Genomic DNA, 23,842 nt, shown 5'->3' on the forward strand with positions numbered 1-23,842 from the left:
GACCTACCGGTCAGCCAGGCTCGAAGTTGAGTGTAGGGGAGTCGCCAAGTTGGTTAAGGCACCGGATTTTGATTCCGGCATGCGAGGGTTCGAGTCCTTCCTCCCCTGCCAAAAATTCCAGGCAGTTCGCTCTGTGGGTTACCCAGGGCAGTTCGCCTAAGTAGTTCCTCTCCGCCCCCCAAGTCCGCAGCAGGTGCATGATGAGCAGCCATGACGGCCTGATGGTTTTTACTGGCAACGCGAATCCCGCGCTTGCCCAGGAAGTCGTCAAGATCCTCGGTATTCCCCTCGGTAAGGCTATGGTTAGCCGTTTTTCCGACGGTGAAATCCAGGTCGAAATCCAGGAAAACGTGCGTGGCAAGGACGTCTTCGTCCTTCAGTCGACTTGCGCACCGACCAACGACAACCTGATGGAACTGATGATCATGGTCGATGCGCTCAAGCGCGCATCCGCAGGCCGGATCACAGCCGCTATCCCCTACTTCGGCTATGCCCGTCAAGACCGCCGCCCCCGTTCGGCGCGCGTCGCCATCTCGGCGAAGGTCGTGGCGAACATGCTGGAAATCGCCGGCGTCGAGCGGATCATCACGATGGATCTGCACGCCGACCAGATTCAGGGCTTCTTCGATATTCCCGTCGACAACATCTACGCAACGCCCGTGCTGCTCGGCGATCTGCGCAAGCAGAATCACGAGAACCTGCTGGTCGTTTCGCCGGACGTCGGCGGCGTGGTGCGCGCCCGTGCGCTCGCCAAGCAACTCGGCTGCGATCTCGCGATCATCGACAAGCGTCGTCCGAAGGCGAACGTCGCCGAAGTGATGAACATCATCGGTGAAGTCGAAGGCCGCACCTGCGTGATCATGGACGACATGGTCGACACCGCCGGCACGCTCTGCAAGGCAGCGCAAGTGCTGAAGGAACGCGGCGCGAAGCAGGTCTTCGCTTACGCCACGCACCCGGTTCTCTCGGGTGGCGCAGGCGAGCGTATCGCTGCTTCGGCACTCGACGAACTGGTTGTGACCGACACGATTCCGCTGGGCGCCGAAGCGCGTTCGTGCGCGAAGATCCGCGCGCTCACGAGCGCAGGACTTCTTGCCGAAACGTTCTCGCGTATCCGTCGCGGCGACTCGGTGATGTCGCTCTTCGCGGAAAGCTGATCAGAATTGACGCGCAAGGCGCGGTGTTCGCAAGAGCGCCGCGCTTTTGCACGTAATCGGCGCGAACGGACGAAGGTTCGCGCTGCATCGCTGGGGGCCTCACAAGGCAATGGCTGGAAAGGCCCCGTTTTACTGCCTGGTCGCGGGCAGTGCATTGGAGAATCAAATGAAAGTCATCGCTTTCGAGCGTAACCTGCAAGGTACGGGTGCGAGCCGCCGCCTGCGCAATGCTGGCAAGACCCCTGGCATCGTGTACGGTGTTGGTTCGGAGCCGCAACTGGTCGAACTCGACCACAACGCGCTTTGGCACGCCCTGAAGAAGGAAGCCTTCCACTCGTCGATCCTCGACCTCGAAGTGGCCGGCAAGTCGCAACAAGTTCTGCTGCGCGACGTGCAATACCACCCGTTCCGTCAGCTCGTGCTGCACGTGGATTTCCAACGCGTGGATCCGAACAAGAAAATCCACACGAAGGTGCCGCTGCACTTCATGAACCAGGAAACGAACCCGGCTGTGAAGCTGGGTGGCGCGATCATCTCGCACGTTCTGGCTGAAATCGAAATCCAGTGTCTGCCGGGCCAACTGCCGGAATTCCTCGAAGTCGACCTCGCCAAGATCGAAGCCGGCCAATCGCTGCACGCCAAGGACATCACCCTGCCCGCAGGCGTGACGCTGGTCCCGCACGTTGAGAGCGAAAACCCGGTCGTCGCGTCGGCACCCGTGCCGGCTGGCGCCCAGGCGGCTGCTGAAGGCGAAGAAGCGCCGGCTGCTGAGTAAGCGCAGCGGCTTCAACGAGCCGATCCTCTCGATCCGTTTCCCTGAAACGGACGACGTGACCCGCCGCGGTTCGCCCCGGCGGGTTTTTTTTCGCACTTTTTCGTACACTTGCGGGTCGACTGACTGATTTCCGCAGGCGGAACACCACAATGATCAGGTTGATCGTCGGGCTCGGCAATCCGGGCGCCGAATACACGGCGACGCGCCACAACGCGGGCTTCTGGCTCGTGGACCAGCTCGCGCGCGAAGCCGGCACGACGCTGCGCGACGAGCGGCGCTTCCACGGCCACTATGCGAAGGCGCGCCTCTACGGCGAGGAAGTGCATCTGCTCGAGCCGCAGACCTATATGAACCGCTCGGGGCAGTCGGTCGTCGCGCTCGCGAACTTCTTCAAGATCCTGCCCAACGAGATCCTCGTCGCGCACGACGAGCTCGATCTGTCGCCCGGCACCGTCAAGCTCAAGCTCGGCGGCGGCAGCGGCGGCCACAACGGCTTGAAGGACATTTCCGCGCATCTGTCGACGCAGCAGTACTGGCGTTTGCGCATCGGCATCGGCCATCCGCGCGATCTGATTCCCGAGGGCGCGCGCGCAGGCGCCAAGCCCGATGTCGCGAACTTCGTGCTCAAGCCGCCGCGCCGCGAAGAGCAGGATGTGATCGACGCCTCGATCGAGCGCGCGCTCGCCGTGATGCCGACGTTCGTGAAGGGCGAGGCCGAACGCGCGGTGATGCAGTTGCATCGCAATGGTTGAAACAAGGAGAGCGTCTTGAGTCGTTACTGGAGTGACATCGTCAACCGGCTCGTGCCTTACGTGCCGGGCGAACAGCCCGCGCTCGCGAAGCCGGTCAAGCTGAACACCAACGAGAACCCCTACGCGCCCTCCCCGCGCGTGCTCGAGGCGATCCGCCACGAGCTCGGCGAAACGGGCGAGTCGCTGCGCCGCTATCCCGATCCCGTCGCGAAGCGCCTGCGCGCCGCTGTGGCCGCGCATCACGGCATCCGCGCGGACCAGGTGTTCGTCGGCAACGGCTCGGACGAGGTGCTGGCCCACGCGTTCCAGGCGCTGCTCAAGCACGACAAGCCGATCCTCTTTCCGGACATCACATACAGCTTCTACCCGACCTACGCGCGGCTCTACGAGGTCGAGTACCGCACCGTGCCGCTCACCGCGCAGTTCACGATCAACGTCGACGATTACCTGCAGCCCAATGGCGGCGTGATCTTCCCGAATCCGAATGCGCCCACGGGTCACGCGCTGCCGCTCGCGGAAATTGAGCGTCTTGTCGCGGCGAGTGCGGAATCGGTGGTGGTCATCGACGAAGCCTATGTGGATTTCGGCGCCGAATCGGCCATCGCGTTGATCGACCGCTATCCCAACTTGCTGGTCGTGCACACGACTTCGAAGTCGCGCTCGCTCGCGGGTATGCGCGTGGGCTTCGCGTTCGGTCATCCCGATCTCATCGACGCGCTCAACCGCGTGAAGGACAGCTTCAACTCGTACCCGCTCGACCGTCTGGCGCAAGCCGCCGCGACGGCCGCTTACGAAGACGCCGAATGGCTCAAGACGACAAGCGCGCGCGTGATCGCAAGCCGCGAGCGCCTGGCGGCCGCGCTCGCGGCACTCGGCTTCGAAGTCGTACCTTCGGCGGCAAACTTCGTGTTCGCGAAGCATCCTGCGCACGACGCGGCGGCAATTGCCGCCAAACTGCGCGAAAAAGAGATCTTCGTGCGCCATTTCAACGCGCCGCGCGTGAACCAGCATCTGCGCATTTCGATCGGCACCGATGCCGAATGCGACACGCTCGTCGATGCCTTGAAGGCCATCGTCGCGTAAGAAGACGGCAAGATGAAATAAAAAACGCGCCTGTTGGCGCGTTTTTTATTCCCGAAGGATTCTGCGAGATTCAGGCGGCGTTCTTCGCCGCGATCAGCGCGTGGTACTTCTGCATCAATTGCTCCGGCGACTCGACATGCTCCGGATTCTTGGGGATGCACTCGACCGGGCACACTTGAATGCACTGCGGCTCATCGAAATGGCCGACACACTCGGTGCACTTGCCCGGGTCGATCACATAGATTTCCGGGCCCATCGAGATCGCGTCGTTCGGGCACTCGGGCTCGCACACGTCGCAATTGATACACTCGTCGGTAATCATCAGGGCCATGCTTATCTCACTTCCTGCCAGCACGAAGGCCGGCTCACACGTTGCTTAGCCCTATAGTTTACGCTGCTTTCGCCGCGCGTTCACGCCTTCGTAACCGGGCCGCCCATTGAGGCCACCTTGTCCTGCAGGCGCTTTTCCACTGAAGGAAACACGAACTTGCTGACATCTCCACCCAACTGGGCGATTTCGCGCACGATCGTGCCCGAAATGAACTGATACTGGTCAGAAGGCGTCATGAACATCGTTTCGACGTCGGGCAGCAGATAACGGTTCATGCCCGCCATCTGAAATTCATACTCGAAGTCCGACACCGCGCGCAGCCCGCGCACGATCACGCGTGCGTTGTTGGTGCGCACGAAGTCCTTCAGAAGCCCCTTGAAGCTCATGACCTGGACATTCGGATAATGGCCGAGCACCTCGTGGGCAATCTCGAGCCGCTCGTCGAGCGAGAAGAAAGGCTTCTTGTTGCGGCTGTCCGCAACGCCGACTACCAGCGTGTCGAAAATGCTCGACGCGCGCCGCACGAGATCTTCGTGGCCGCGCGTAAGCGGGTCGAAGGTGCCGGGGTACACGGCGACTACCATGAGGCTTCTCCTCTCAACAGAAATGGGGTGCAATGCACTGCCGTGGCGACGCTTGCACATATGCGTGCGTGACGGCCAGGCCGCCCGCCGCTTCTTATCGAACGCGCATTATTCCTCATTTTCGCGCTGCAGCAAATGATAGTGAACCGCACCCGCCCGGCCCTCGCGCACCACGCTCCAGCCCGCCAGCGCGGGCCGCGCCGCCGGATCGACCGGCTCGCCGGACTCCACGTAGAGCCATCCGCCCGGGGCGACAAGCGGCGCGGCCAGTTCGAGCGAACGCTCGAGCAGCGCGGTGTCGCCGAACGGCGGATCGAGGAACACCACATCGAACGAGCCTGGCGCGAGATTGGCCGCGAGGCGCAGCGCGTCGGCTTCCGCGACTTCGATCATGCGCGCGCCAAGGCGCGCCTGGTTCGCGCGCAACTGCGCCGCGGCGCGCGCGCTGCGCTCCACCATCACGACTCGCGCGGCACCGCGCGAAGCCGCCTCGAAGCCAAGGCCGCCGCTGCCCGCGAACAGGTCGAGGCAGCGCAGGCCGTCGAGGCGCTGGCCGAGCCAGTTGAAGAGCGTTTCGCGCACGCGGTCGGGGGTCGGGCGTAGTCCATCGAGATCGAGCACCGGCAGCGGCGTGCGCTTCCAGTCGCCGCCGATGATGCGGACCGTGTGTGTTCCGCCGCCGCCACGCGCGCGCGGATCGGACTGATGGGAACGGCCGCCTTGGCCACGTGAGGATGAGGAGCGGGTCATGCGTTGGGTCGTACGGCTGCGTTCATTTGACCGCTGGCAGTCAATCTGCCTGCGGAACTCGGCTGCTGGGTTCGGGCACGACGCTTCCACATCGCACCCTCCAATGCGCGCACGTTACCACAGGGGCGCGCACGTGCCGCGCGCACGCCGCAAGGACCCTGCGGCGACGCCGCCGCGACTCCAGGTAATGTGCCTGATAAAATGCCATGTTTTCCGCGCGTTACCTCTTCCCATGCCGTCGCTGACCGCCCCTCGGTCCGACCCGCAGCGCGCCTGACCCACCCCAGACCATGTTCAGTTTCTTCAAACGATTCCGCGGCTCGAAGGACGCCGAGAACGCGCCGGCCGAGAACGCGCAAGACGAAGCCACGCTCGAGGCGCCGGACGAGGCCGTTGAAGCGCCCGCCGGCACGGCGAGCGAAACGTCGCCTGCACCATCTGTAGTTGCGGCCGAGGCCGCGCCGGTCGAGCCTGCCCCGGCGCAGGAAGCGAGCGCCGCCAGCGATGACGAACCGGAAACCATCGAGATCGTCCCGCCGCCCGCGCTCGAGGCTGCCGCCAAGCAATCCTGGCTCAAGCGCCTGAAGTCGGGGCTCTCGAAAACGGGCTCGAACATCCAGAGCATCTTCGTCAACGCGAAGATCGACGACGACCTATACGAGGAGCTCGAAACCGCGCTGCTGATGTCGGATGCGGGCGTCGACGCCACCGAATATCTGCTCGAAACGCTGCGCCAGAAAGTGCGCGCCGAGCGGCTGACCGAAGCGCAACAGGTGAAGGACGCCCTGCGCGAGCTGCTGATCGACTTGCTCAAGCCGCTCGAAAAGTCGCTCATGCTCGGTCGCGCCCAGCCGCTCGTGATGATGATCGCGGGCGTGAATGGCGCGGGCAAGACCACCAGCATCGGCAAGCTGGCGAAGCATCTGCAGAGCTTCGACCAAAGCGTGCTGCTCGCCGCGGGCGACACCTTCCGCGCCGCCGCACGCGAACAGCTCGCCATCTGGGGCCAGCGTAACAACGTGACGGTCGTGCAGCAGGAAAGCGGCGATCCGGCCGCGGTGATCTTCGACGCCGTGAGCGCCGCGCGCGCGCGCCGCATCGACGTGGTGATGGCCGACACCGCGGGCCGCCTGCCGACGCAATTGCATCTGATGGACGAGCTGAAGAAGGTCAAGCGCGTGATCGGCAAGGCGTTCGACGGTGCGCCGCACGAGGTGCTGCTCGTGATCGACGCGAACACGGGCCAGAACGCGCTCGCGCAGGTCAAGGCGTTCGACGACGCGCTCGGCCTCACCGGCCTCATCGTGACGAAGCTCGACGGCACCGCCAAGGGCGGCATTCTCGCTGCGATCGCGCGGCAACGCCCGATTCCCGTGTATTTCATCGGCGTGGGCGAGAAGGTCGAAGACCTGCAGCCGTTCGTGGCCGAGGAATTCGCCGACGCGCTGCTTGGCAGCTAAAAGCGCGCGTTTAAGTGGATTTAGATACACAAAGGGCGTCGTTCTCACGAACGACGCCCTTTTTCATTGGCGCAACCGACGTACGCCGGTCAGACGCTCACTCCGAATCCGGCTGCACGCCCGGCGCGGCGCGTGCGAACGCGTCGAGCGTGAGCGCGTAGTCGTTGATGCGCTGAATGGTCGGGTAGCGCGTCGTGTCGATCTTGAACCGGTTCGCGTTGTAGACCTGCGGCACGATGCAAAGATCGGCAACGGTGGGCGTGTCGCCAAACGAGAGCTTGCCGGTGCGCGGATCGCTGGCGAGCCGCTGTTCCAACGTCTCGAAGCCCGCCTCGATCCAGTGGCGGTACCACGCGTCTTTCGTCGCGTCGTCCGCGCCAACGGTGTGCTTGAGGTACTTCAGCACGCGCAGGTTGTCCACCGGGTGAATCTCGCACGCCACCTGCAGCGCAAGCGAGCGAACGTGCGCACGATCGGCGGGCAACTTCGGCAGCAGCGGCGGCTCGGGATGCGTCTCCTCCAGATACTCGATGATCGCGAGCGACTGCTGCAGCGTGTGCCCTTCGTCGTCGACGAACGCCGGCACGATCGCGTCGGGATTGACCTGGCGATAGGCGGGCTTGAGCTGCTCGCCGCCATCGCGCACGAGATGGACCGGCACGTACTCGTACGACAGGTTCTTCAGATTCAGCGCAATACGCACTCGATATGATGCCGAACTGCGGAAATAGCTGTAAAGCTTCATGCTCCTCTCTTGCTCCTCTTGAATCCTGATGCGGACGGCGCCGCTCAGACGGCCCGCACGGCGAATTCGCCGATGCCTGCCACACCGCCCGTCATCAGGTCGCCCTTCACGACGGCGCCCACGCCCTCGGGCGTACCCGTATAGATCAGGTCACCGGCCTTCAGCTCGAACAGCGTCGAAAGGAACGCGATCGTGTCGGCAACCGGCCAGATCATCTGCGAGATGTCCGAGCGCTGCTTTTCCTCGCCGTTGACCGCGAGCCAGATTTCTCCCTTCTCGAGCTGGCCGATCTTCGAAACCGGATGAATCGGGCCGATGGGCGCCGAATGATCGAAGCCCTTGGCCGTATCCCACGGACGACCGAGCTTCTTCGCTTCAGCCTGCAAGTCGCGGCGCGTCATGTCGAGCCCGAGCGCGTAGCCGTAGACATGGTCGAGCGCGCTGGCGACCGGAATATCCTTGCCGCCCTTGCCGATCGCCGCGACCAGTTCCATCTCGAAGTGCACGTTCTTCGATTGCGCGGGATACGGAAACTCGGCGGTCGAACCGGGCGCGACGTAGAGCACGGCGTCGGCGGGTTTGGAGAAGAAGAACGGCGGTTCACGGTTCGGATCGTGGCCCATCTCGCGCGCATGCGCTTCGTAGTTGCGGCCAACGCAGTAGATGCGCCGCACGGGGAAACGCGAGTCGCTGCCGGCCACCGGCACCGAGGCGAGCGCCGCCGGTTCGATTACGTACGTCATGAAGTTCTCCGTCTTTGTGATGGAGCGTGCGCGAGGCACGCGGGCCTGTAGATCTTTAGGGCGTGTAAGGCGTGAGGCGCGGCTTGCACGCCAGAGCAATCGCGAGTGTAACGCGCGACGGTGAGCACGCGCGGCGAAGCCTTCAAGCAGCCTTCGCGGAGGGGGCTGACCAGAAGCGGGCGCTGGCATGGCCGGCGAGGCATGGGGTGCTCGTGCGATACTTCTCGCATCCCCCATTTCAATACGACGGCGGCGCGCCGCACGCCGTCGAACGAACCACGCTTGCCCATGACCACCGCCGACTCCACCGACATCTTCCCGTGCGCCCGCTTCATCAAGGAGATCGGCCGCGGACCAAACGGCGCTCGCTCGCTCTCGTCCGAAGACACGCACGCGCTCTACGCCGCGATGCTCGACGGACGCGTGCCCGAGTTGGAGCTAGGCGCCGTGCTGCTCGCCTACCGTCTCAAGGGCGAAACCGCCGATGAACTGTCTGCCATGCTGCGCGCCGCACACGCCTCGTTCGCACCGCTCGCGGTGCCGGCAGGCGACTATCGGCCCGTGTCGATCCCAAGCTACAACGGCGCGCGCAAACAACCGAACCTCGTGCCGCTGCTCGCCCTGCTGCTCGCGCGCGAAGGCGTGCCAACGCTCGTGCACGGCGTCACCACGGACCCTGGCCGCGTGACGAGCGCGGAAATCTTCGCGGCGCTGAACCGGCCCGAGACCCACGATCACGCCGACATCGAAGCGCAACTGGCGTCGAGCCGCGTGGCGTTTTCATCGATCGAAACGCTCGCGCCCAAACTCGCGCGGCTGCTCTCGCTGCGCCGGCGCATGGGCGTGCGCAATTCCACGCATACGCTCGTGAAGCTGCTGCAACCGTTCGCCGAGCCGGGCCTGCGCCTCGTGAACTACACGCACCCGCCGTACCGCGAAAGCCTGAGCGCCCTCTTTGCGGCGCATCCGGAAGCCGCCGTGGGCGGTGCGCTGCTCGCGCGCGGCACCGAGGGCGAAGCCGTGGCGGACACGCGCCGCCAGGTGCAGGTCGACTGGTTGCACGACGGCATCTGCGAGACGCTGATCGAGCCGGAGCGTTCATCGCCTGGCGCGCCCGAAATCGATCTTCCGGAAGGTCGCGACGCGCCCACTACGGCGGCATGGATCGAAGCGGTGCTGCGTGGCGAAGCACCGGTGCCCGACGCCATCGCGCGCCAGATCGAGACGATCAAGCGCATCGCGAAGCGCTAACGTTCGAACCCAAAGCACATCGCCCAATCCGCTGAAAGCCGTGCGGAGCGGGCGATCCGCGCAACGAGCAAAAGCGCATCGGCGCGCTTCGTCGGCCATCTTCACGCATCGTCGCGCGCTCAATCTGCAAATTCGTTGTTGACACACTCGTCGGCCCTGTTTTACATTGGACGAATGCGTTCCTACCCGAACACCCTCCGAATTACCCTCGGCCGACTATCGGCCCTATCGCTACGCCTAGCCTAAAGCTGGTGTAGCGCCGCAACGACCCCCTCTCCGGTCACCGCGGTCCTCCCAAAGCAGTTCTCGCAGTACCCCAAATCCGCTGTATCTCTACAACCTGTCGTCTGCATTCGTCCGCTTACCGTCCGGACGAGTCGCGAGGTCAAAATGCACGTTGCATGGGCATCGTTTACGTCCGCTGTCGCCGCGCCGGCTACCGCCGTCACCGTGGCCGTCTTCTTCGCGTCCGCGGTTGCCGCCCGTACGCATGAAGTTTCGCGCATCGTGCTCCGTCGCCAGCCCGCCAGCCGCCCGCTGCCGACCGCCATCGCATACGACAACACGAAGAACGAGGCTCGTCATGTTGCGTAATCCCGCCGAGAAGTACCGCCCCTTCCCCGCCATCCGCTTGAACGGCCGTAAATGGCCGACGCGCACCGTCGAACGCGCGCCGATCTGGATGAGTACCGACCTGCGCGACGGCAACCAGTCGCTGATCGAGCCGATGAGCATCGAGCAGAAGACCGAGTTCTTCGAGATGCTCGTCGCGATCGGCTTCAAGGAAATCGAAGTCGGCTTTCCGTCGGCCTCGCAGACCGACTTCGATTTCGTGCGCAAGCTGATCGAGGAAAAGCGCATTCCCGAGGACGTGACGATCGAAGTGCTCGTGCAGTCGCGCGAAGAATTGATCGCCCGCACGTTCGAAGCGCTCGAAGGCGTGCCGCGCGCGATCGTCCACCTTTACAACGCGATCTGCCCGTCGTTTCGCAAGATCGTGTTCGGCCAGTCGAAGGAAGAAGTCAAGGCGCTCGCGGTCGAAGGCACGCGCATTATCCGCGAACACGCCGACAAGAACCCGCAAACGCACTGGATTTACCAGTATTCGCCCGAAACGTTCAGCATGACCGAGCTGACCTTCGCGCGCGAAGTGTGCGATGCGGTGGCCCAGACGTGGCGCCCCACGCGCGATCACAAGATGATCGTGAATCTCCCGGCGACCGTCGAAGCGGCGATGCCCAACGTCTACGCCGACCAGATCGAGTGGATGGACCGCAACCTCGCGTACCGCGACAGCATCGTTCTCTCGGTACATCCGCATAACGACCGCGGCACGGCGGTGGCCGCCGCCGAAATGGCGCTGCTCGCGGGCGCGGATCGCATCGAAGGCTGCCTGTTCGGCAATGGCGAACGCACCGGCAACGTCGATCTCGTCACGCTCGCGATGAACCTCTACACCCAGGGCATCGACCCGGGCCTCGACTTCTCCGATGTCGACGCCGTGCGCCGCGTGGTCGAGCGCTGCAACCAGCTGCCCGTGCACCCGCGCCATCCGTATGCAGGCGACCTCGTGTTCACGGCGTTCTCGGGCTCGCACCAGGACGCGATCCGCAAGGGCTTCGCGCAGCAACGGCCCGACGCGGTCTGGGAAGTGCCCTATCTCCCGATCGATCCCGCCGATCTCGGCCGCAGCTATGACGCGGTGATCCGCGTGAACAGCCAGTCGGGCAAGGGCGGCGCGACATATCTGCTCGAGCGCGGCATGGGCTTCACACCGCCGCGCCGCGTGCAGATCGAGTTCAGCCACGCCGTGCAGACCGTCGCCGATACGTCGGGCGAGGAAATCACGGGCGATGCCGTCTGCGCGCTGTTCGCGCGTGAGTACTTCGAAACGCGCGGGCCGGCCGCCAACGTGGGTTCAGGCCGTGTGCGCTGGGAAGGCCGCGACGTGGCCATGCCGGCTGCCGTGAGCGCCGATGAGGCGCATGCGCAAGCCGTGGCCGCCGCAATCGCGGCAATGGCGGGCGAGCGTATCGAAATCACCTCGTTCGAGAGCGAGCGCACGGCGCAGGGTGGCACCGCCGTATTCGTCGGTGCGCGTGTGGGTGGCCAGCCGCTGCGCCACGGCGTGGGCGTGGGCGACGACGCTGTTCATGCGAGCGTGGCGGCAGTGGTCAGCGCAGTGAATCGTGCGGCCTGGACGCCGGTAGACCAGCGCGTGGCGGCCTGACGCCCACCGCGCGCGGCAACACAAGCAGTTTGAAGTCAAGCAGGGAAATCGGCGGCATGTTGAGCGCCGGCGGCAAAACGGGCCGCCGGCGTGCGCCTGAAGCGCCTAAGCGGCGTTCAAGCGAGTGGACTTACCGGTCGTCACTCGATCGCGCAACGCGTCGCCTGCCATGCGAGCAGACGCCAGTGACCACCCTCCTGTGTCTGGATCGCCGTGTAGGCAATCGGAAAGAGCAGCGCACCGTTGTTCGCTTCCATCTCGATCAGCACGCGGCCGGAGACCACGCAGGCCTCGTTTCCGGCTTGAAGCACGTCCTGCGACTGGATCTCGATCTGGCGGTAGCGGCGGCGGCCCGCCGTGATCGCATCGATGAACTGCTGCTTGGTCTCGCGTTTGCCGTTGGTGTGGACGAAGGTCGCGTGATCGGACAGCAACTGGTCCAGCGACGTGCCGTCGCCATCAACCATCGCGCGAAAGCGCTCGCGCTCAAGTCCGCGAATCGCATCGATTAGTTTTGCCGCCATCGCTCAAGCCCCTTGCGCGCCGGCCCGCGCCTGAGCGCAGCCCCACGCCGAAGATTTTCCGCATATGTCTGGCTGAAATTTATACCAGGATTTCACGCAAGGATACTTGCGATCAAAGACAACGCCCCCATGTATGGCGCATAAGCCACGCGTCCGGTGAAAACCGCGCATGGCGGCAGCCGCGTCCCCGCAGCCGCGCCCTGATGTCGCAGCGCAGCACTTTCAGCTTCGTCCGATGTCTATTCATCAGATTCTGTGGCAAAGTCCGAGCGCTGCGCGGCTCCGTCGAGAGCCCCTTGATTCAACCCTTTATCTCCCGCGCCTCCGCGCCGGACTGCTGTCCCGTTCTAGAGTGTTCCTTCGGCCTGCCCTTTGCGCTGGCCTGCGCCGGGCGCGAGGCCCCGCCCCGCTTGATCGCCGGCGTTTAGTGTAATCTATCGATACAACCATTTCGATAGGAATCAAGGAACCTTGAAGCCCCTACAGACTCCAAGTATTAGCACTCGGTGATTCAGAGTGCTAACATCCACCGTGGAGTCGGTGTCTGACTTTTGCAAGATTCCTGAGGAGTTCGCTACGTGAGCAACGCAATGACCATGACCCTTCCGAGTACGCTGAGCCCGTCGTCGGCCAAGGCCGGGGGCTCATTGGCGCTCGCGAATGCTTCCCTGTTGCCCGGCCAGCTGGGCAACATCGACGCCTATATTCAAGCCGTGAACCGGATCCCGATGCTGACGCCCCAGGAAGAGCGTCAGTTCGCGACCGAGTTTCGCGAGCAAAACAATCTTGAAGGTGCGCGCCGCCTGGTGCTGTCGCACCTGCGCCTCGTCGTGTCGATTGCGCGTAATTATCTCGGCTACGGCCTGCCGCACGCCGACCTGATCCAGGAAGGCAACATCGGTCTGATGAAGGCCGTGAAGCGCTTCGACCCCGAGCAGAACGTGCGGCTCGTGTCGTACGCGATGCACTGGATCAAGGCTGAGATCCACGAATACATCCTGCGCAACTGGCGCATGGTGAAGGTCGCCACGACCAAGGCGCAGCGCAAGTTGTTCTTCAACCTGCGCAGCCACAAGCAGGGCCTGCAGTCGTTCACGCCGGAGGAAATCGACGGCCTCGCGCAGGAACTGAACGTGAAGCGCGAAGAAGTCGTGGAGATGGAAACGCGTCTGTCGGGTGCCGACATTGCGCTAGAAGGCCAGACCGAGGACGGCGAGGAGTCGTACGCCCCGATCGCCTGGCTCGCCGACTCGCATAACGAGCCGAGCGCCGTGCTGGCCGCACGTTCGCGCGACCGCCTGCAGTCCGACGGCATTGCGAGCGCGCTGGAAGCGCTCGACGCGCGCAGCCGCCGCATCATCGAGGCGCGCTGGCTCAACGTCGACGACGACGGTTCGGGCGGCTCGACGCTGCACGAACTGGCCGACGAGTTCGGCGTTTCGGCCGAGCGCATTCGCCAGATCGAAGCAAGCGCCATGAAGAAGATGCGCACCGCGCTCGCCGACTACGCGTAAGCCGCAGCAGGTCTAAAAGCCAAACCGAAAACCCCGTTCCCGCGAACGGGGTTTTTCTTTTGCGCGCTCCGAAAGCTGCGCACCTTCGCACCGGCCGCGCTGATTCCACCCTAAGATGATTTCGAGGTGGTGAGCCAGAGGCCGCGCCGCGGTCTGGCCTCGTAACGCGTTCGAGGGCACCCGTCGTCATGATCCCGGCATCCGGTCAACGCCAGCGCGCACCGTCGTTGCTGCGCACGCGCATCTTCCAGTGGATGCGCGGCCCCACCTTTGCGCGCGATATTGCCCTCGTTCTCGTCATCAAGCTTGTCCTGCTGATGGCGCTCAAATACGCATTCTTCAGTCACCCGCAGGCAGAAGACATGAACATGCCGCCTGCCGCTGTCGCGCAGGCCATCCTGGCCGTGCCCACGGCATCAAGGCCCCAGCCGTCCGTGTCCCAACCTCCGGCCATGCCGCCACAACGAGGAGACCGTCATGCCCGCGATTGAATCGGTGGAACTCTCGCGTCTTCAGTTCGCCATCACCGCGCTCTACCACTTCCTCTTCGTGCCGCTCACGCTCGGCCTCTCGTGGCTGCTCGTCATCATGGAGTCTGTGTACGTGATGACCGGCAAGGTGATCTACAAGGACATGACGCAGTTTTGGGGCAAGCTCTTCGCCATCAACTTCGCGATGGGCGTCACCACCGGCCTCACGATGGAGTTCCAGTTCGGCACCAACTGGTCGTACTACTCGCACTACGTGGGCGACATTTTCGGCGTGCCGCTCGCCGTGGAAGGGCTCGCGGCGTTCTTCCTCGAATCGACCTTTGTCGGGTTGTTCTTTTTCGGCTGGAATCGCCTGTCGAAAGGCGCGCATCTGTTCACCACGTTTCTCGTCGCGCTCGGCTCGAATCTTTCGGCGCTATGGATTCTGATCGCCAACGGCTGGATGCAGAACCCCGTGGGCGCGGCGTTCAACTACGAAACCATGCGCATGGAACTCACCAGCCTGTTCCATGTGATTTTCAACCCCGTCGCGCAGGTGAAGTTCGTGCACACGGTTTCCGCCGGCTACGTGACGGCGTCGATGTTCGTGCTCGGCATTTCGTCGTGGTACCTGCTGCGCCGGCGCGATGTGGAGTTCGCACTGCGCTCGTACGCGATCGCCGCGGGCTTTGGCCTTGCGTCCACGCTGTGCGTGCTGATCCTCGGCGACGAATCGGGCTACACCGACGGCGTCGTGCAGCAAGTCAAGCTCGCCGCCATCGAATCCGAATGGGAGACCGCGCCCGCCCCGGCGCCGTTCACGCTGTTCGGCCTGCCCAACCAGAAGGAAGAGCGCACCGACTACGCGATCCGCATTCCCTGGCTCATGGGCATCATCGCCACGCGCTCGATCGACACACCCGTGATCGGCCTGAAAGACCTGATGGGCCGCGCCGAAGTGCGCATCCGCAACGGCATGCTCGCGTACGCCGCGCTGCAGAAGATGAAAGAAGGCACCGCCGACACCGAAACGCGCGACGTGTTCGAAGCGCACAAGGCCGACCTCGGCTACGGCCTGCTCCTGAAGCAGTTCACGCCGAACGTCGTCGATGCGACCTCCGAGCAGGTCAGGGCCGCGTCCAGAACCGCGATCCCGCCCGTTGCCCCCGTGTTCTGGTCGTTCCGCGTGATGGTCGGCCTTGGCATCCTTTTTCTCGTGACCTTCGTGCTCGCCTTCTGGTTCTGCGCGCAGCGCTCGCTGCTCAAGGAAAACCGCCGCTGGTTCCTCCGCTGGGCGCTGGTGGCGATCCCGCTGCCGTGGCTCGCCGCCGAGTTCGGCTGGGTCGTCGCGGAAACGGGGCGCCAGCCATGGACCATCGCGGAGGTGCTGCCCACGCGCCTTTCGGCTTCGAGCCTCGCGCCCGGCGACGTGATGCTGAGCATCGCGGGCTTCGTAATCTTCTACACGGTGCTCTTCATCATCGAGATCACGTTGATGTTCAAGTACGCGCGCCTCGGGCCGTCGTCGCTGCATACCGGTCGTTACTTCCACGAGCAGACGGCGACGCTTGCGACCGACGGCAAGGTCACGTGATCGGCGCTAGACAACGAAAACCGCGAGGGAACACGCCATGGATTACGCAACGCTCAAGTTGATCTGGTGGGTGCTGATCGGTGTGCTGCTGATCGGCTTCGCGCTTACCGACGGCTTCGATATGGGCGCGGCCGTGCTACTGCCCTTCGTCGGCAAGACCGACGAGGAACGCCGCATCGTCATCAACACGGTGGGCGCGACCTGGGAAGGCAACCAGGTCTGGTTCATCACCGCGGGCGGCGCGATGTTCGCCGCCTGGCCGCTCGCTTATGCGGCGTCGTTCTCGGGCTTCTACTTCGCCATGCTGCTCGTGCTCTTCGCGCTGTTTTTCCGGCCCGTGGGCTTCGACTATCGCGGCAAGCGCGTGGACGTGAGATGGCGTCAGGGCTGGGACTACGGCCTCTTTATCGGCGGCTTCGTGCCCGCGCTCGTGTTCGGAGTGGCGTTCGGCAATCTGCTCCAGGGCGTGCCGTTCGCCTATGACACGGACCTGCGCGTGACGTATCACGGCAGCTTCTTTGCCCTCCTCAATCCGTTCGCACTGGTCTGCGGGCTGGTGAGTCTTTGCATGCTCACCGCGCACGGCGCGGCGTTCCTGAAGCTCAAGAGCGATGGCGTCGTCGCGATGCGCGCCTCGAAGGCGCTGCGCCTGTTCGCGGGGCTCACGATCGTGTTGTTCCTCGTGGCGGGCGCGCTCGTGGCGACGCTCATCGGCGGCTATACGATCACGTCGCCCGCGCCTCTCGACACGGTGGCCAATCCGCTCCTCAAGAGCGTCGATTCCGGGCCGGGGCTCTGGCTCGCGAACTACGGGCTCTATCCGTGGATGGCGCTCGCCCCTGTCCTGGGCGTGCTTGGCGGCTTGCTCGCGTTCACACTCGCGGGTTCACGCTTCGAACGGCTTGCGTTCCTGAGCACGGGGCTGCAGATCGTCGGCGTGATTCTCACCGCGGGCTTCTCGATGTTTCCGTTCATCATGCCCTCGTCGCTCGACCCGCGTTCGAGCCTGACGGTCTGGGACGCGACTTCGAGCAAGATGACGCTCGAGATCATGCTCGTTGCCGTCATCATCTTCCTGCCGATCGTGCTCGGTTATACGGCATGGGTCTATCGCGTCATGCGCGGCAAGATTACCGCTGACGTCATACGCGACAATCAGCATACGTTGTACTAAGCGTCGATGCCGTTTAGAGACACCGAAAACAAAAACGCCGCAGCATACGCTGCGGCGTTTTTCATCGGCATACCGCGAATCGATTACGCAGGCTGAAGCGCCAGTTCACGTGCATAACGCGGCGCGGCGTCGCCGACCACGATGTGCAGCGTATCCGCCGAAATCCACGCCACGTCGAGCGTGGCGAGCTTCTCGCGATCCACGGCAGCCGGATCGCGCACGATCACGCGCAAGCGTGTGGCCGCTACCGCGTCGAGCGAAACGATGTTGGCGACGCCGCCGAATACCGCGAGCCAGCGCGACGGATTCGGATCGAGCGGGCCCTGCGCGACAGCAGCGCTCGCTTCGGCCTGAACAGCATGAGCAGCCGGAACCGCTTGCGCTGCAGCAGCCGGCTTGCTGGCCGCGGCACCGCCACGCGCGATCTCGCCGCGAATTTCATCGGCGATGATATCCGCCTCCGGCCCGATGATGACCTGCACGCTTTCGCCGCCGCGCTTGAGCACGCCGCGCGCACCGATTGCCTTCAACGCCGGCTCCGAAACATGGGCCGGATCGACCACCGAGAGACGCAGACGCGTCGTGCACGCGTCGACCACCTTGAGGTTGGCCGCGCCGCCGAGCGCATCGATGTAGCGCGCAGCACGCGAGAGCGACGCCGCCGTTGCCGCGCCGCCAGCCGCGACCGCAACGCCCGACATCGTCGAGGCGATGGCCGTATCGCCCGCCGAGGCTTCGCGGCCCGGTGTGGGCAGGTTGAAGCGGCGGATGAAGAAGCGGAACAGCCCGTAGTACACGACCGCATAGACCACACCGAGCGGAATCGCATACCAGCCATGCGTGGAGAGCCCGTAGTTCAGCACGTAGTCGATCGCGCCCGCCGAGAACGTGAAGCCGAGCTTGATGCCAAGCAGCGAGCAGATCGCCAGCGACAGCCCCGTGAGCACCGCATGGATCGCGTAGAGCACGGGCGCGAGGAACATGAACGTGAACTCGATCGGCTCGGTCACGCCCGTGAGGAACGAGGTGAGCGCCATCGAGAACAGCAGGCCGCCCACCATCGCGCGCTTGTCCTTCGGCGCTTCGTGCAGCATGGCGAGGCACGCTGCCGGCAGGCCGAACATCATCACCGGGAAGAAGCCGGCCATGAAGCTGCCCGCCGTGGGGTCGCCCGCGAAGAAGCGGTGCAGGTCGCCCGTGACGGCAGCGCCGCCGGCTGCCGGCGTGAACGAGCCGAACACGAACCACACGAGCGAGTTGAGGATGTGGTGCAGACCCGTGACAAGCAACAGGCGGTTGAGCAAGCCGTACACGAAGGTGCCGATCGCGCCCGCCGTGGTGAGCCAGTGGCCGGCGGTGTCGATCACGCCCTGCACCGGTCCCCACACAAAGCCGAACACGATGCCGAGCACGAGACACGTGAGCCCGGTGACGATCGGCACGAAGCGTTTGCCGCCGAAGAACGCGAGGAACTCGGGCAGCTTGATGTCCTTGAAGCGGTTGTACAGCATGCCCGCGACGACACCGGCCACCACGCCCGACAGCACGCCCATGTTGAGCTTGTCGTTGATGTCCTTCATCACGGCGGTCTGAACCAGATAGCCCAGCGCGCCCGCGAGGCCGGCTACGCCGTTGTTGTCCTTCGCGAAGCCCACGGCGATGCCGATCGCAAACAGCAACGGCAGGTTATCGAAGATCGCGCCGCCCGCGTCGGCGATGATCTTGATGTTGAGCATGTCGGCCTGGCCGAAGCGAAGCAGGATGCCGGCGACCGGCAGCACTGCGATGGGAAGCATCAGCGCGCGGCCGAGGCTTTGTATCTTGAGAAACGGATTGCCATCCATTGAACTGCCTCCAGTCTCTATCTCTTGCTTGACGTGTGTGGGTGAGAGAGGCCGGCGCGCGATCGCTGCGCACACCGGCGTGTTTTTAAGGATTGCTTAGGGTGGGTGAAACAGAAACCATCAATCGAGCGGCCAGATTTCGCGGCTTGCCGCACGCACGGCTTGCGCCGATTCGAGCGCGAGCGCATTTTTAGCGCGCTCGCGACAATCGTTGTAGTCGAGCTTGCGCACGCGCGCCTTGATCGAGGGCACGGAAACCGGATCGACGGAGAGTTCCGTCACACCGAGGCCGATGAGCAGCGGCACCGCGAGCGGATCGCCCGCCAGCGCACCGCATACGCCCACCCACTTGCCGTGCTTGTTCGCGCCCTCGACCGCCGCTGCCACGAGACGCAGCACGGCCGGATGCAGCCCGTCGGCCTGCGCCGCGAGATCGGGCTGGCAGCGGTCCATCGCGAGCGTGTACTGCGTGAGATCGTTGGTGCCGATCGAGAGGAAATCCGCATGGCGCGCAAGCTGATCCGCGAGCAGTGCAGCCGAGGGCACCTCGATCATCACGCCCACTTCGATTGGCTCGGTGCGGCCCGCTTCGCGTGCGAACGTATCGATACGTTCGCGCAGGCGTACAAGCTCGCCCACGTCGGTCACCATCGGCAACAGGATGCGCACCTTGCCAACCGGCTTCACGGCAAGGAGGCCGCGCAGCTGGTCGTCCAGCAGATCGGGCCGCACCTGCGCAAGGCGAATGCCGCGCAGACCCAGCGCCGGGTTCGGCTCGGGCGGCAGCGTCAGATAGTCGACTTCCTTGTCGGCGCCCACGTCGAGCGTACGGATGATCGCCGTGCGGCCCGCGAGTGCGTCCGTGATGGCCTGGTAGCTCTGAAGATGCTCCTCCACCGTCGGCGCAGCCTGGCGATGGATGAACAGCAGTTCCGTGCGCAGCAGACCCACGGCGTCCGCACCGTTCTCCACCGCCGTGTTGGCATCTTCCAGCGTCGCGATGTTCGCGGCGACTTCCACTGCATGGCCGTCGCGCGTGGCAGCGGCCTCGTGCGACGTGCGGCGGTTCGCTTCGCGCACGCCGGCCTGGCGCTGCTTCTCGCTGCGTGCACGTTCGATGTCGAGCGCACTCGGCGTGTAGGCAAAGCGGCCTGCGAGCGCATCGATGACGACTTCCGTGCCCTCAGGCACCGAGTGAAGCGCGTCGCCGAGCGCGACGAGCGCCGGAATGCCGGCCTGGCGCGCGATGATCGCCGCGTGCGAGGTCGCGCCGCCGCGCGCCATCACGAGCGCCATCACGCGCTTGCGGTCCAGCGTTGCGAGATCGGAAGGCGTGAATTCGTCGGCGGCGAGTACGGCTTCTTCGGGCAGCGTGCGCGCGGCCGTGTTCGAGAGACCGAGCGCGCGCAGCACACGCTTTTCGAGGTCGCGCAGATCGGCGGCACGCTCCGCGAGCAGCGGGTCGTCCACCTTGCCAAGCACCACGATCTGCGCGCGAATCGCTTCACGCCACGCGTAGCCCGCGCTCTTGCCAAGGCTGATCGCGTCGCGCGCGGCGTCGACGAGCGTCGGGTCTTCGAGCAGCACGCGGTGCATCGTGAAAATGCCCGCCTCGCCAATCGCGCCACGCTGCGAAGCCGTGCGCACGCTCTGGTTCAGTTCGGCGTCCACAGCGGCGATCGCCTGGTCGAGCAGACGGCTCTCCGCGGCCGATGAGCCGCTCGCGAGTTCGGGCGGCGTGAGTTCGGCTTCGTCCCAGCGCACCAGCTTGCCCACCGCGACGCCCGGCGCCGCGCACACGCCCGCGAGCACGCCCGGCTCGGCGGTGGATGCCGCGGCGGCGGTTTCCTGCATCACGGGCGCGGGCGACTGCTGCCGCGCCGGCGCTTCGCCGCCCTCACCGGGCGCTTCGCGCAGGAGCTCGTTTGCCACGGCGTCCACGGCGCGCTGCGCCTCCCGGCCGATGCCGACGAGTTCAATGGTCGCGCCCTCGCCCGCACCGAGGCCCAGCAAGCCCACGACGCTTTCGATGGCGGACTTGCGTTCGCCAAAGCGGACCTCGACGCGCGCGTCGATGCCGCGCACCGCTTCGCGCGCCCGTGCCGCCGGTCGCGCATGAAGGCCGCCCGCATGCGTGAGCGTCACGCTGCGGCGCACTTCGTTCGCAACCAGTTCGTGGGCCGTGTTGATCTCTGCGCCGTCACGCACGCGCAGCACGAGCAGCGCGGACTTGCCCGCTTCGACGTGGCCCGCGCCCGCGCGCTCGACCACTTCGAATGCATCCGAATTGGCGATCGCGACCACCGAGACGAGGCTCGGGGCATTGCACGCCACCACGTCGAGATCGAACTCGATCAACGTGTCGCCGCGGCGCACCTGCGCGCCCTGCGCGACTTTTGTCGTGAAACCCTTGCCGTTCAGCTCGACGGTGTCGATGCCGACGTGCACGAGCACCTGTGCGCCTTCGGCCGTTTGCAGCGTCACCGCGTGGCCGGTTCGCGCGAGATGCGCGACGATGCCGTCGCACGGCGCGACGACACGGCCGATGAGCGGGTCGACGCCAATGCCGTCGCCGAACAAGCCTTCCGAGAACACCGGGTCGGGCACCGACGCGAGCGGCACGACCGGCCCGGTGAGCGGCGAAACCAGGACGATGTGCCCCTCGACGCGAGTATGCGGATCCATCAGGCGAGACTCCTCGATGCGTTCCATTCGCTTTCCAATCTAGTGGGTTTCGGTGACTTTGTTCAGGTAACGCGGCTCGTCGGGATTGCGCCCGCGCGCGGCCGCCAGGCCCGCCGCCATTACGTAGAACGACAGAATGGCCGCGATGGGATCGAGCGCCGCATCGGCAGCCGTTTCGAGCGGCAACGCTGCGCCGTGTACGTCGGCGGGCGCCGCGAGCAGCACGCGCGCACCGCGCTTTTCCATGTCGCGTGCAAACTCGATCAGACCCGCCTGCTCCGGCCCGCGCGGTGCGAACACGAGCAGCGGGTAATCGCGGTCGATCAACTCCATCGGGCCGTGCCGCACTTCGGCGCTCGAAAACGCCTCGGCCTGAATGCCCGACGTTTCCTTGAGCTTGAGCGCCGCTTCCTGCGCAATCGCGAGACCCGGACCACGGCCGATAACAATCATCTGTTTGACGTCGCGCAACTCTTCCACGGCCTTCGACCAGTCGAGCGTGCCCGCGCGACCGAGCGCGTCGGGGAGCGCGCGCACGGCGTCGAGGAACGCGGCGTCGCGCTGCCAGAAACCGACGAGCTGCGCCGACATCGCGAGCATCGCGATATAACTCTTGGTGGCCGCCACGCTCAGCTCGGGGCCGGCGAGCAGCGGCAGTTCCGTGCCGGCGGCCTCGGCGAGCGGCGAGCCCGCGACGTTGACCATTGCCGCCGTCAGCGCACCGGCTTCGCGCAGCGCCTTGATCGTCGCGACGAGATCAGGACTCCTACCCGATTGGGAGAAAGCGAGGGCAAACTGGCCGCGCACACGTAAGGGCGCCTGCTGGAGCGTGGCGATCGACATCGGCAGCGTGGCCACCGGCACACCGATGCGGCTCATGGTGAGTGCTGCGAAGTAGCTCGCCGCGTGGTCCGAGCTGCCGCGCGCGACGGTGAGCGCAACGTGGCGCGGCTCGGCCTCGAGCGCGCGGGCGAGCGCTTCGACGCGCGAAGTGTCCGCGAGCTGCGCGGCGACGACGCCGGCCGAGGCCAGCGCTTCTTTAAGCATATTCGACAATCGATTCTCCTTCGACGTAGGTCGCGGTGAGCGCCAGCTCGCGATCGAACACGTTGACATCGCCCCATGCGCCGCGCACGAGGCGGCCACGGTCTTCGATGCCGAGGTAGTCGGCGGCATAGCGCGACAGGCGCGCGGACACGTCCGCGATCGGCAGGCCGATCGAGACGAGGTTGCGCAGCGCCTGGTCCATGGTGAGGGTGCTGCCCGCGAGCGTGCCGTCTGCAAGACGCACGCCGCCGAGGCATTTCGTCACGTGCTGGCTGCCGAGGCGGTATTCGCCGTCGGGCATGCCGGTGGCCGAGGTGCTGTCGGTCACCACATAAAGGCGCGGAATGGCGCGCAGCGCGGCGCGGATCGCACCGGGATGCACGTGCAGCAAATCGGGAATGATCTCCGCGTACTCGGCGTGCGCAAGCGCCGCGCCGACCACGCCCGGATTGCGATGATGCAGCGGCGACATCGCGTTGAAGAGGTGCGTGAAGCCGCAGGCGCCGTGCTTGAGCGCGGCCACGGCGTCGTCGTAGGTCGCGAGCGAGTGGCCGATCTGCACGCGCACGCCGCGCGCCGCCATCTCGCCGATGATCTCGATATGGCCCGCGATCTCGGGCGCCACCGTCACGACGCGAATCGGCGCGATCGAGAGGTACTTGAGCACTTCGTCGAGCACGGCCGAAACGGCGGCGTCGGGCTGCGCGCCGAGCTTGCCGGGGTTGATGTACGGGCCTTCGAGGTGCACGCCCAGCACGCGCGCGCCGCCCGCCGTGCGATTGCGCGTGACGTTGCCGAGGCCCGCGACCACGTTCATCAGTTCGTCGCGCGGCGCGGTCATGGTGGTGGCGAGCAAGCTCGTGGTGCCGTAGCGGGCGTGCGTGCGCGCGATGGTTTCGATCGCGTCGCCGGCTTCCATGACGTCGGCGCCGCCGCCGCCGTGCACGTGCAGGTCGATGAAGCCTGGCAGGATATAGGGCTCGTCGTTCTTCGCCGGATCGGTGGCCTCGCCCGTGATCGCGGTGATGCGTCCGTTCTCGAACGACAGCGTGCCGTGGATCCAGCCTTCAGGGGTGAGTATGTTTCCGCTCAGCATGAGAGTTTTCCGATGAGGCGCATCAAAGCGCGA

At 65.1% G+C, this 23,842-nt stretch carries 21 protein-coding genes and 1 tRNA gene; 12 read left to right on the forward strand and 10 right to left on the reverse strand.

Annotation, left to right across the window (positions count from 1 at the left end; all coding sequences use genetic code 11):
* Positions 1 to 34: 34 nt before the first annotated feature.
* The 5 genes from U5A52_RS06910 (at position 35) to hisC (ending at position 3,767) form a co-directional block, all read left to right on the forward strand.
* Positions 35 to 111 (forward strand) — tRNA-Gln (locus tag U5A52_RS06910).
* 89 nt (positions 112 to 200) lie between these two features.
* Positions 201 to 1,157 carry a ribose-phosphate pyrophosphokinase gene (locus U5A52_RS06915; protein ID WP_321907823.1) on the forward strand — a complete coding sequence of 319 codons (957 nt, stop codon included), beginning with the start codon at positions 201 to 203 and terminating at the stop codon, positions 1,155 to 1,157.
* 166 nt (positions 1,158 to 1,323) lie between these two features.
* Positions 1,324 to 1,932, forward strand: coding sequence for a 50S ribosomal protein L25/general stress protein Ctc (locus U5A52_RS06920; protein ID WP_321907671.1), 609 nt, complete (start codon positions 1,324 to 1,326; stop codon positions 1,930 to 1,932).
* Positions 1,933 to 2,081: 149 nt separating this feature from the next.
* Complete coding sequence (gene pth / locus U5A52_RS06925) at positions 2,082 to 2,684, forward strand: aminoacyl-tRNA hydrolase (protein ID WP_321934342.1); 603 nt, start codon at positions 2,082 to 2,084, stop codon at positions 2,682 to 2,684.
* 15 nt (positions 2,685 to 2,699) lie between these two features.
* Positions 2,700 to 3,767, forward strand: a complete 1,068-nt coding sequence (gene hisC / locus U5A52_RS06930; RefSeq protein ID WP_321934343.1) for a histidinol-phosphate transaminase — start codon at positions 2,700 to 2,702, stop codon at positions 3,765 to 3,767.
* Positions 3,768 to 3,837: 70 nt separating this feature from the next.
* On the opposite strand, the gene U5A52_RS06935 is transcribed toward hisC, so the two are convergent.
* The 3 genes from U5A52_RS06935 to rsmD all read right to left on the reverse strand — a co-directional run bounded on the left by U5A52_RS06935 (position 3,838) and on the right by rsmD (position 5,432).
* Positions 3,838 to 4,098 carry a YfhL family 4Fe-4S dicluster ferredoxin gene (locus U5A52_RS06935; RefSeq protein WP_321907664.1) on the reverse strand — a complete coding sequence of 87 codons (261 nt, stop codon included), beginning with the start codon at positions 4,096 to 4,098 and terminating at the stop codon, positions 3,838 to 3,840.
* An 80-nt stretch (positions 4,099 to 4,178) separates the two neighbouring features.
* Positions 4,179 to 4,682 (reverse strand): pantetheine-phosphate adenylyltransferase, encoded by a 504-nt coding sequence (gene coaD / locus U5A52_RS06940; RefSeq protein WP_321907661.1) that lies wholly within the window; start codon positions 4,680 to 4,682, stop codon positions 4,179 to 4,181.
* A 108-nt stretch (positions 4,683 to 4,790) separates the two neighbouring features.
* Positions 4,791 to 5,432 (reverse strand): 16S rRNA (guanine(966)-N(2))-methyltransferase RsmD, encoded by a 642-nt coding sequence (gene rsmD / locus U5A52_RS06945; RefSeq protein ID WP_321934344.1) that lies wholly within the window; start codon positions 5,430 to 5,432, stop codon positions 4,791 to 4,793.
* A 290-nt stretch (positions 5,433 to 5,722) separates the two neighbouring features.
* Between rsmD and ftsY the strand changes: the two genes are divergently transcribed.
* Entirely contained in the window at positions 5,723 to 6,892 is a 1,170-nt protein-coding gene (gene ftsY, locus U5A52_RS06950) for a signal recognition particle-docking protein FtsY (protein ID WP_321934345.1), read from the forward strand.
* A gap of 97 nt (positions 6,893 to 6,989) precedes the next feature.
* Here the strand turns inward: ftsY and maiA are convergent, their stop codons facing one another.
* Both maiA and U5A52_RS06960 read right to left on the reverse strand, forming a co-directional pair.
* Entirely contained in the window at positions 6,990 to 7,637 is a 648-nt protein-coding gene (maiA, locus tag U5A52_RS06955; RefSeq protein WP_321907656.1) for a maleylacetoacetate isomerase, read from the reverse strand.
* A 44-nt stretch (positions 7,638 to 7,681) separates the two neighbouring features.
* Positions 7,682 to 8,380, reverse strand: coding sequence for a fumarylacetoacetate hydrolase family protein (locus tag U5A52_RS06960; RefSeq protein ID WP_321934346.1), 699 nt, complete (start codon positions 8,378 to 8,380; stop codon positions 7,682 to 7,684).
* Positions 8,381 to 8,668: 288 nt separating this feature from the next.
* Between U5A52_RS06960 and ybiB the strand changes: the two genes are divergently transcribed.
* On the forward strand, positions 8,669 to 9,631 hold the full coding sequence (gene ybiB, locus U5A52_RS06965) for a DNA-binding protein YbiB (RefSeq protein WP_321934347.1): 963 nt from the start codon (positions 8,669 to 8,671) through the stop codon (positions 9,629 to 9,631).
* Positions 9,632 to 10,214: 583 nt separating this feature from the next.
* A complete protein-coding gene (gene leuA, locus U5A52_RS06970; protein ID WP_321934348.1) occupies positions 10,215 to 11,861 on the forward strand; it encodes a 2-isopropylmalate synthase in 1,647 nt (548 codons plus the stop codon).
* Between the two features lie 140 nt (positions 11,862 to 12,001).
* Here leuA and U5A52_RS06975 read toward each other — a convergent pair whose 3' ends face one another.
* Positions 12,002 to 12,385: a nuclear transport factor 2 family protein gene (locus tag U5A52_RS06975; protein WP_233879491.1), complete on the reverse strand. Its 384-nt coding sequence runs from the start codon at positions 12,383 to 12,385 to the stop codon at positions 12,002 to 12,004.
* Between the two features lie 578 nt (positions 12,386 to 12,963).
* Between U5A52_RS06975 and rpoH the strand changes: the two genes are divergently transcribed.
* The 4 genes from rpoH (at position 12,964) to cydB (ending at position 17,137) form a co-directional block, all read left to right on the forward strand.
* A complete protein-coding gene (gene rpoH / locus U5A52_RS06980; protein WP_321907645.1) occupies positions 12,964 to 13,899 on the forward strand; it encodes an RNA polymerase sigma factor RpoH in 936 nt (311 codons plus the stop codon).
* A 188-nt stretch (positions 13,900 to 14,087) separates the two neighbouring features.
* Entirely contained in the window at positions 14,088 to 14,390 is a 303-nt protein-coding gene (cydP, locus tag U5A52_RS06985; RefSeq protein ID WP_321907643.1) for a cytochrome oxidase putative small subunit CydP, read from the forward strand.
* Complete coding sequence (locus U5A52_RS06990) at positions 14,377 to 15,963, forward strand: cytochrome ubiquinol oxidase subunit I (protein ID WP_321934349.1); 1,587 nt, start codon at positions 14,377 to 14,379, stop codon at positions 15,961 to 15,963. Before cydP ends, U5A52_RS06990 begins: the two co-directional genes overlap by 14 nt.
* 37 nt (positions 15,964 to 16,000) lie before the next feature.
* On the forward strand, positions 16,001 to 17,137 hold the full coding sequence (gene cydB, locus U5A52_RS06995; protein WP_321934350.1) for a cytochrome d ubiquinol oxidase subunit II: 1,137 nt from the start codon (positions 16,001 to 16,003) through the stop codon (positions 17,135 to 17,137).
* 83 nt (positions 17,138 to 17,220) lie between these two features.
* Here cydB and nagE read toward each other — a convergent pair whose 3' ends face one another.
* The 4 genes from nagE to nagA all read right to left on the reverse strand — a co-directional run bounded on the left by nagE (position 17,221) and on the right by nagA (position 23,809).
* A complete protein-coding gene (gene nagE / locus U5A52_RS07000) occupies positions 17,221 to 18,981 on the reverse strand; it encodes an N-acetylglucosamine-specific PTS transporter subunit IIBC (RefSeq protein WP_321934351.1) in 1,761 nt (586 codons plus the stop codon).
* Between the two features lie 120 nt (positions 18,982 to 19,101).
* On the reverse strand, positions 19,102 to 21,693 hold the full coding sequence (gene ptsP / locus U5A52_RS07005; protein WP_321934352.1) for a phosphoenolpyruvate--protein phosphotransferase: 2,592 nt from the start codon (positions 21,691 to 21,693) through the stop codon (positions 19,102 to 19,104).
* 12 nt (positions 21,694 to 21,705) lie between these two features.
* A complete protein-coding gene (locus U5A52_RS07010; RefSeq protein WP_321934512.1) occupies positions 21,706 to 22,713 on the reverse strand; it encodes an SIS domain-containing protein in 1,008 nt (335 codons plus the stop codon).
* Positions 22,706 to 23,809: an N-acetylglucosamine-6-phosphate deacetylase gene (nagA, locus tag U5A52_RS07015; protein ID WP_321907631.1), complete on the reverse strand. Its 1,104-nt coding sequence runs from the start codon at positions 23,807 to 23,809 to the stop codon at positions 22,706 to 22,708. Before nagA ends, U5A52_RS07010 begins: the two co-directional genes overlap by 8 nt.
* Between the last annotated feature and the right edge of the window lie 33 nt (positions 23,810 to 23,842).

The sequence above is a fragment of the Paraburkholderia sp. J8-2 genome (assembly GCF_905220195.1).
Taxonomy (GTDB): Bacteria; Pseudomonadota; Gammaproteobacteria; order Burkholderiales; family Burkholderiaceae; genus Paraburkholderia.

Excerpts from the sequence above, each read along its gene's own strand:
- U5A52_RS06915 (WP_321907823.1), top strand. The coding sequence starts at position 201 with ATGAGCAGCCATGACGGCCTGATGGTTTTTACTGGCAACGCGAATCCC.
- U5A52_RS06920 (WP_321907671.1), top strand. The coding sequence starts at position 1,324 with ATGAAAGTCATCGCTTTCGAGCGTAACCTGCAAGGTACGGGTGCGAGC.
- pth (WP_321934342.1), top strand. The coding sequence starts at position 2,082 with ATGATCAGGTTGATCGTCGGGCTCGGCAATCCGGGCGCCGAATACACG.
- U5A52_RS06935 (WP_321907664.1), bottom strand. The coding sequence starts at position 4,098 with ATGGCCCTGATGATTACCGACGAGTGTATCAATTGCGACGTGTGCGAG.
- coaD (WP_321907661.1), bottom strand. The coding sequence starts at position 4,682 with ATGGTAGTCGCCGTGTACCCCGGCACCTTCGACCCGCTTACGCGCGGC.
- rsmD (WP_321934344.1), bottom strand. The coding sequence starts at position 5,432 with ATGACCCGCTCCTCATCCTCACGTGGCCAAGGCGGCCGTTCCCATCAG.
- ftsY (WP_321934345.1), top strand. The coding sequence starts at position 5,723 with ATGTTCAGTTTCTTCAAACGATTCCGCGGCTCGAAGGACGCCGAGAAC.
- maiA (WP_321907656.1), bottom strand. The coding sequence starts at position 7,637 with ATGAAGCTTTACAGCTATTTCCGCAGTTCGGCATCATATCGAGTGCGT.
- U5A52_RS06960 (WP_321934346.1), bottom strand. The coding sequence starts at position 8,380 with ATGACGTACGTAATCGAACCGGCGGCGCTCGCCTCGGTGCCGGTGGCC.
- ybiB (WP_321934347.1), top strand. The coding sequence starts at position 8,669 with ATGACCACCGCCGACTCCACCGACATCTTCCCGTGCGCCCGCTTCATC.
- leuA (WP_321934348.1), top strand. The coding sequence starts at position 10,215 with ATGTTGCGTAATCCCGCCGAGAAGTACCGCCCCTTCCCCGCCATCCGC.
- U5A52_RS06975 (WP_233879491.1), bottom strand. The coding sequence starts at position 12,385 with ATGGCGGCAAAACTAATCGATGCGATTCGCGGACTTGAGCGCGAGCGC.
- cydP (WP_321907643.1), top strand. The coding sequence starts at position 14,088 with ATGATCCCGGCATCCGGTCAACGCCAGCGCGCACCGTCGTTGCTGCGC.
- U5A52_RS06990 (WP_321934349.1), top strand. The coding sequence starts at position 14,377 with ATGCCCGCGATTGAATCGGTGGAACTCTCGCGTCTTCAGTTCGCCATC.
- cydB (WP_321934350.1), top strand. The coding sequence starts at position 16,001 with ATGGATTACGCAACGCTCAAGTTGATCTGGTGGGTGCTGATCGGTGTG.
- nagE (WP_321934351.1), bottom strand. The coding sequence starts at position 18,981 with ATGGATGGCAATCCGTTTCTCAAGATACAAAGCCTCGGCCGCGCGCTG.
- ptsP (WP_321934352.1), bottom strand. The coding sequence starts at position 21,693 with ATGGAACGCATCGAGGAGTCTCGCCTGATGGATCCGCATACTCGCGTC.
- U5A52_RS07010 (WP_321934512.1), bottom strand. The coding sequence starts at position 22,713 with ATGCTTAAAGAAGCGCTGGCCTCGGCCGGCGTCGTCGCCGCGCAGCTC.
- nagA (WP_321907631.1), bottom strand. The coding sequence starts at position 23,809 with ATGCTGAGCGGAAACATACTCACCCCTGAAGGCTGGATCCACGGCACG.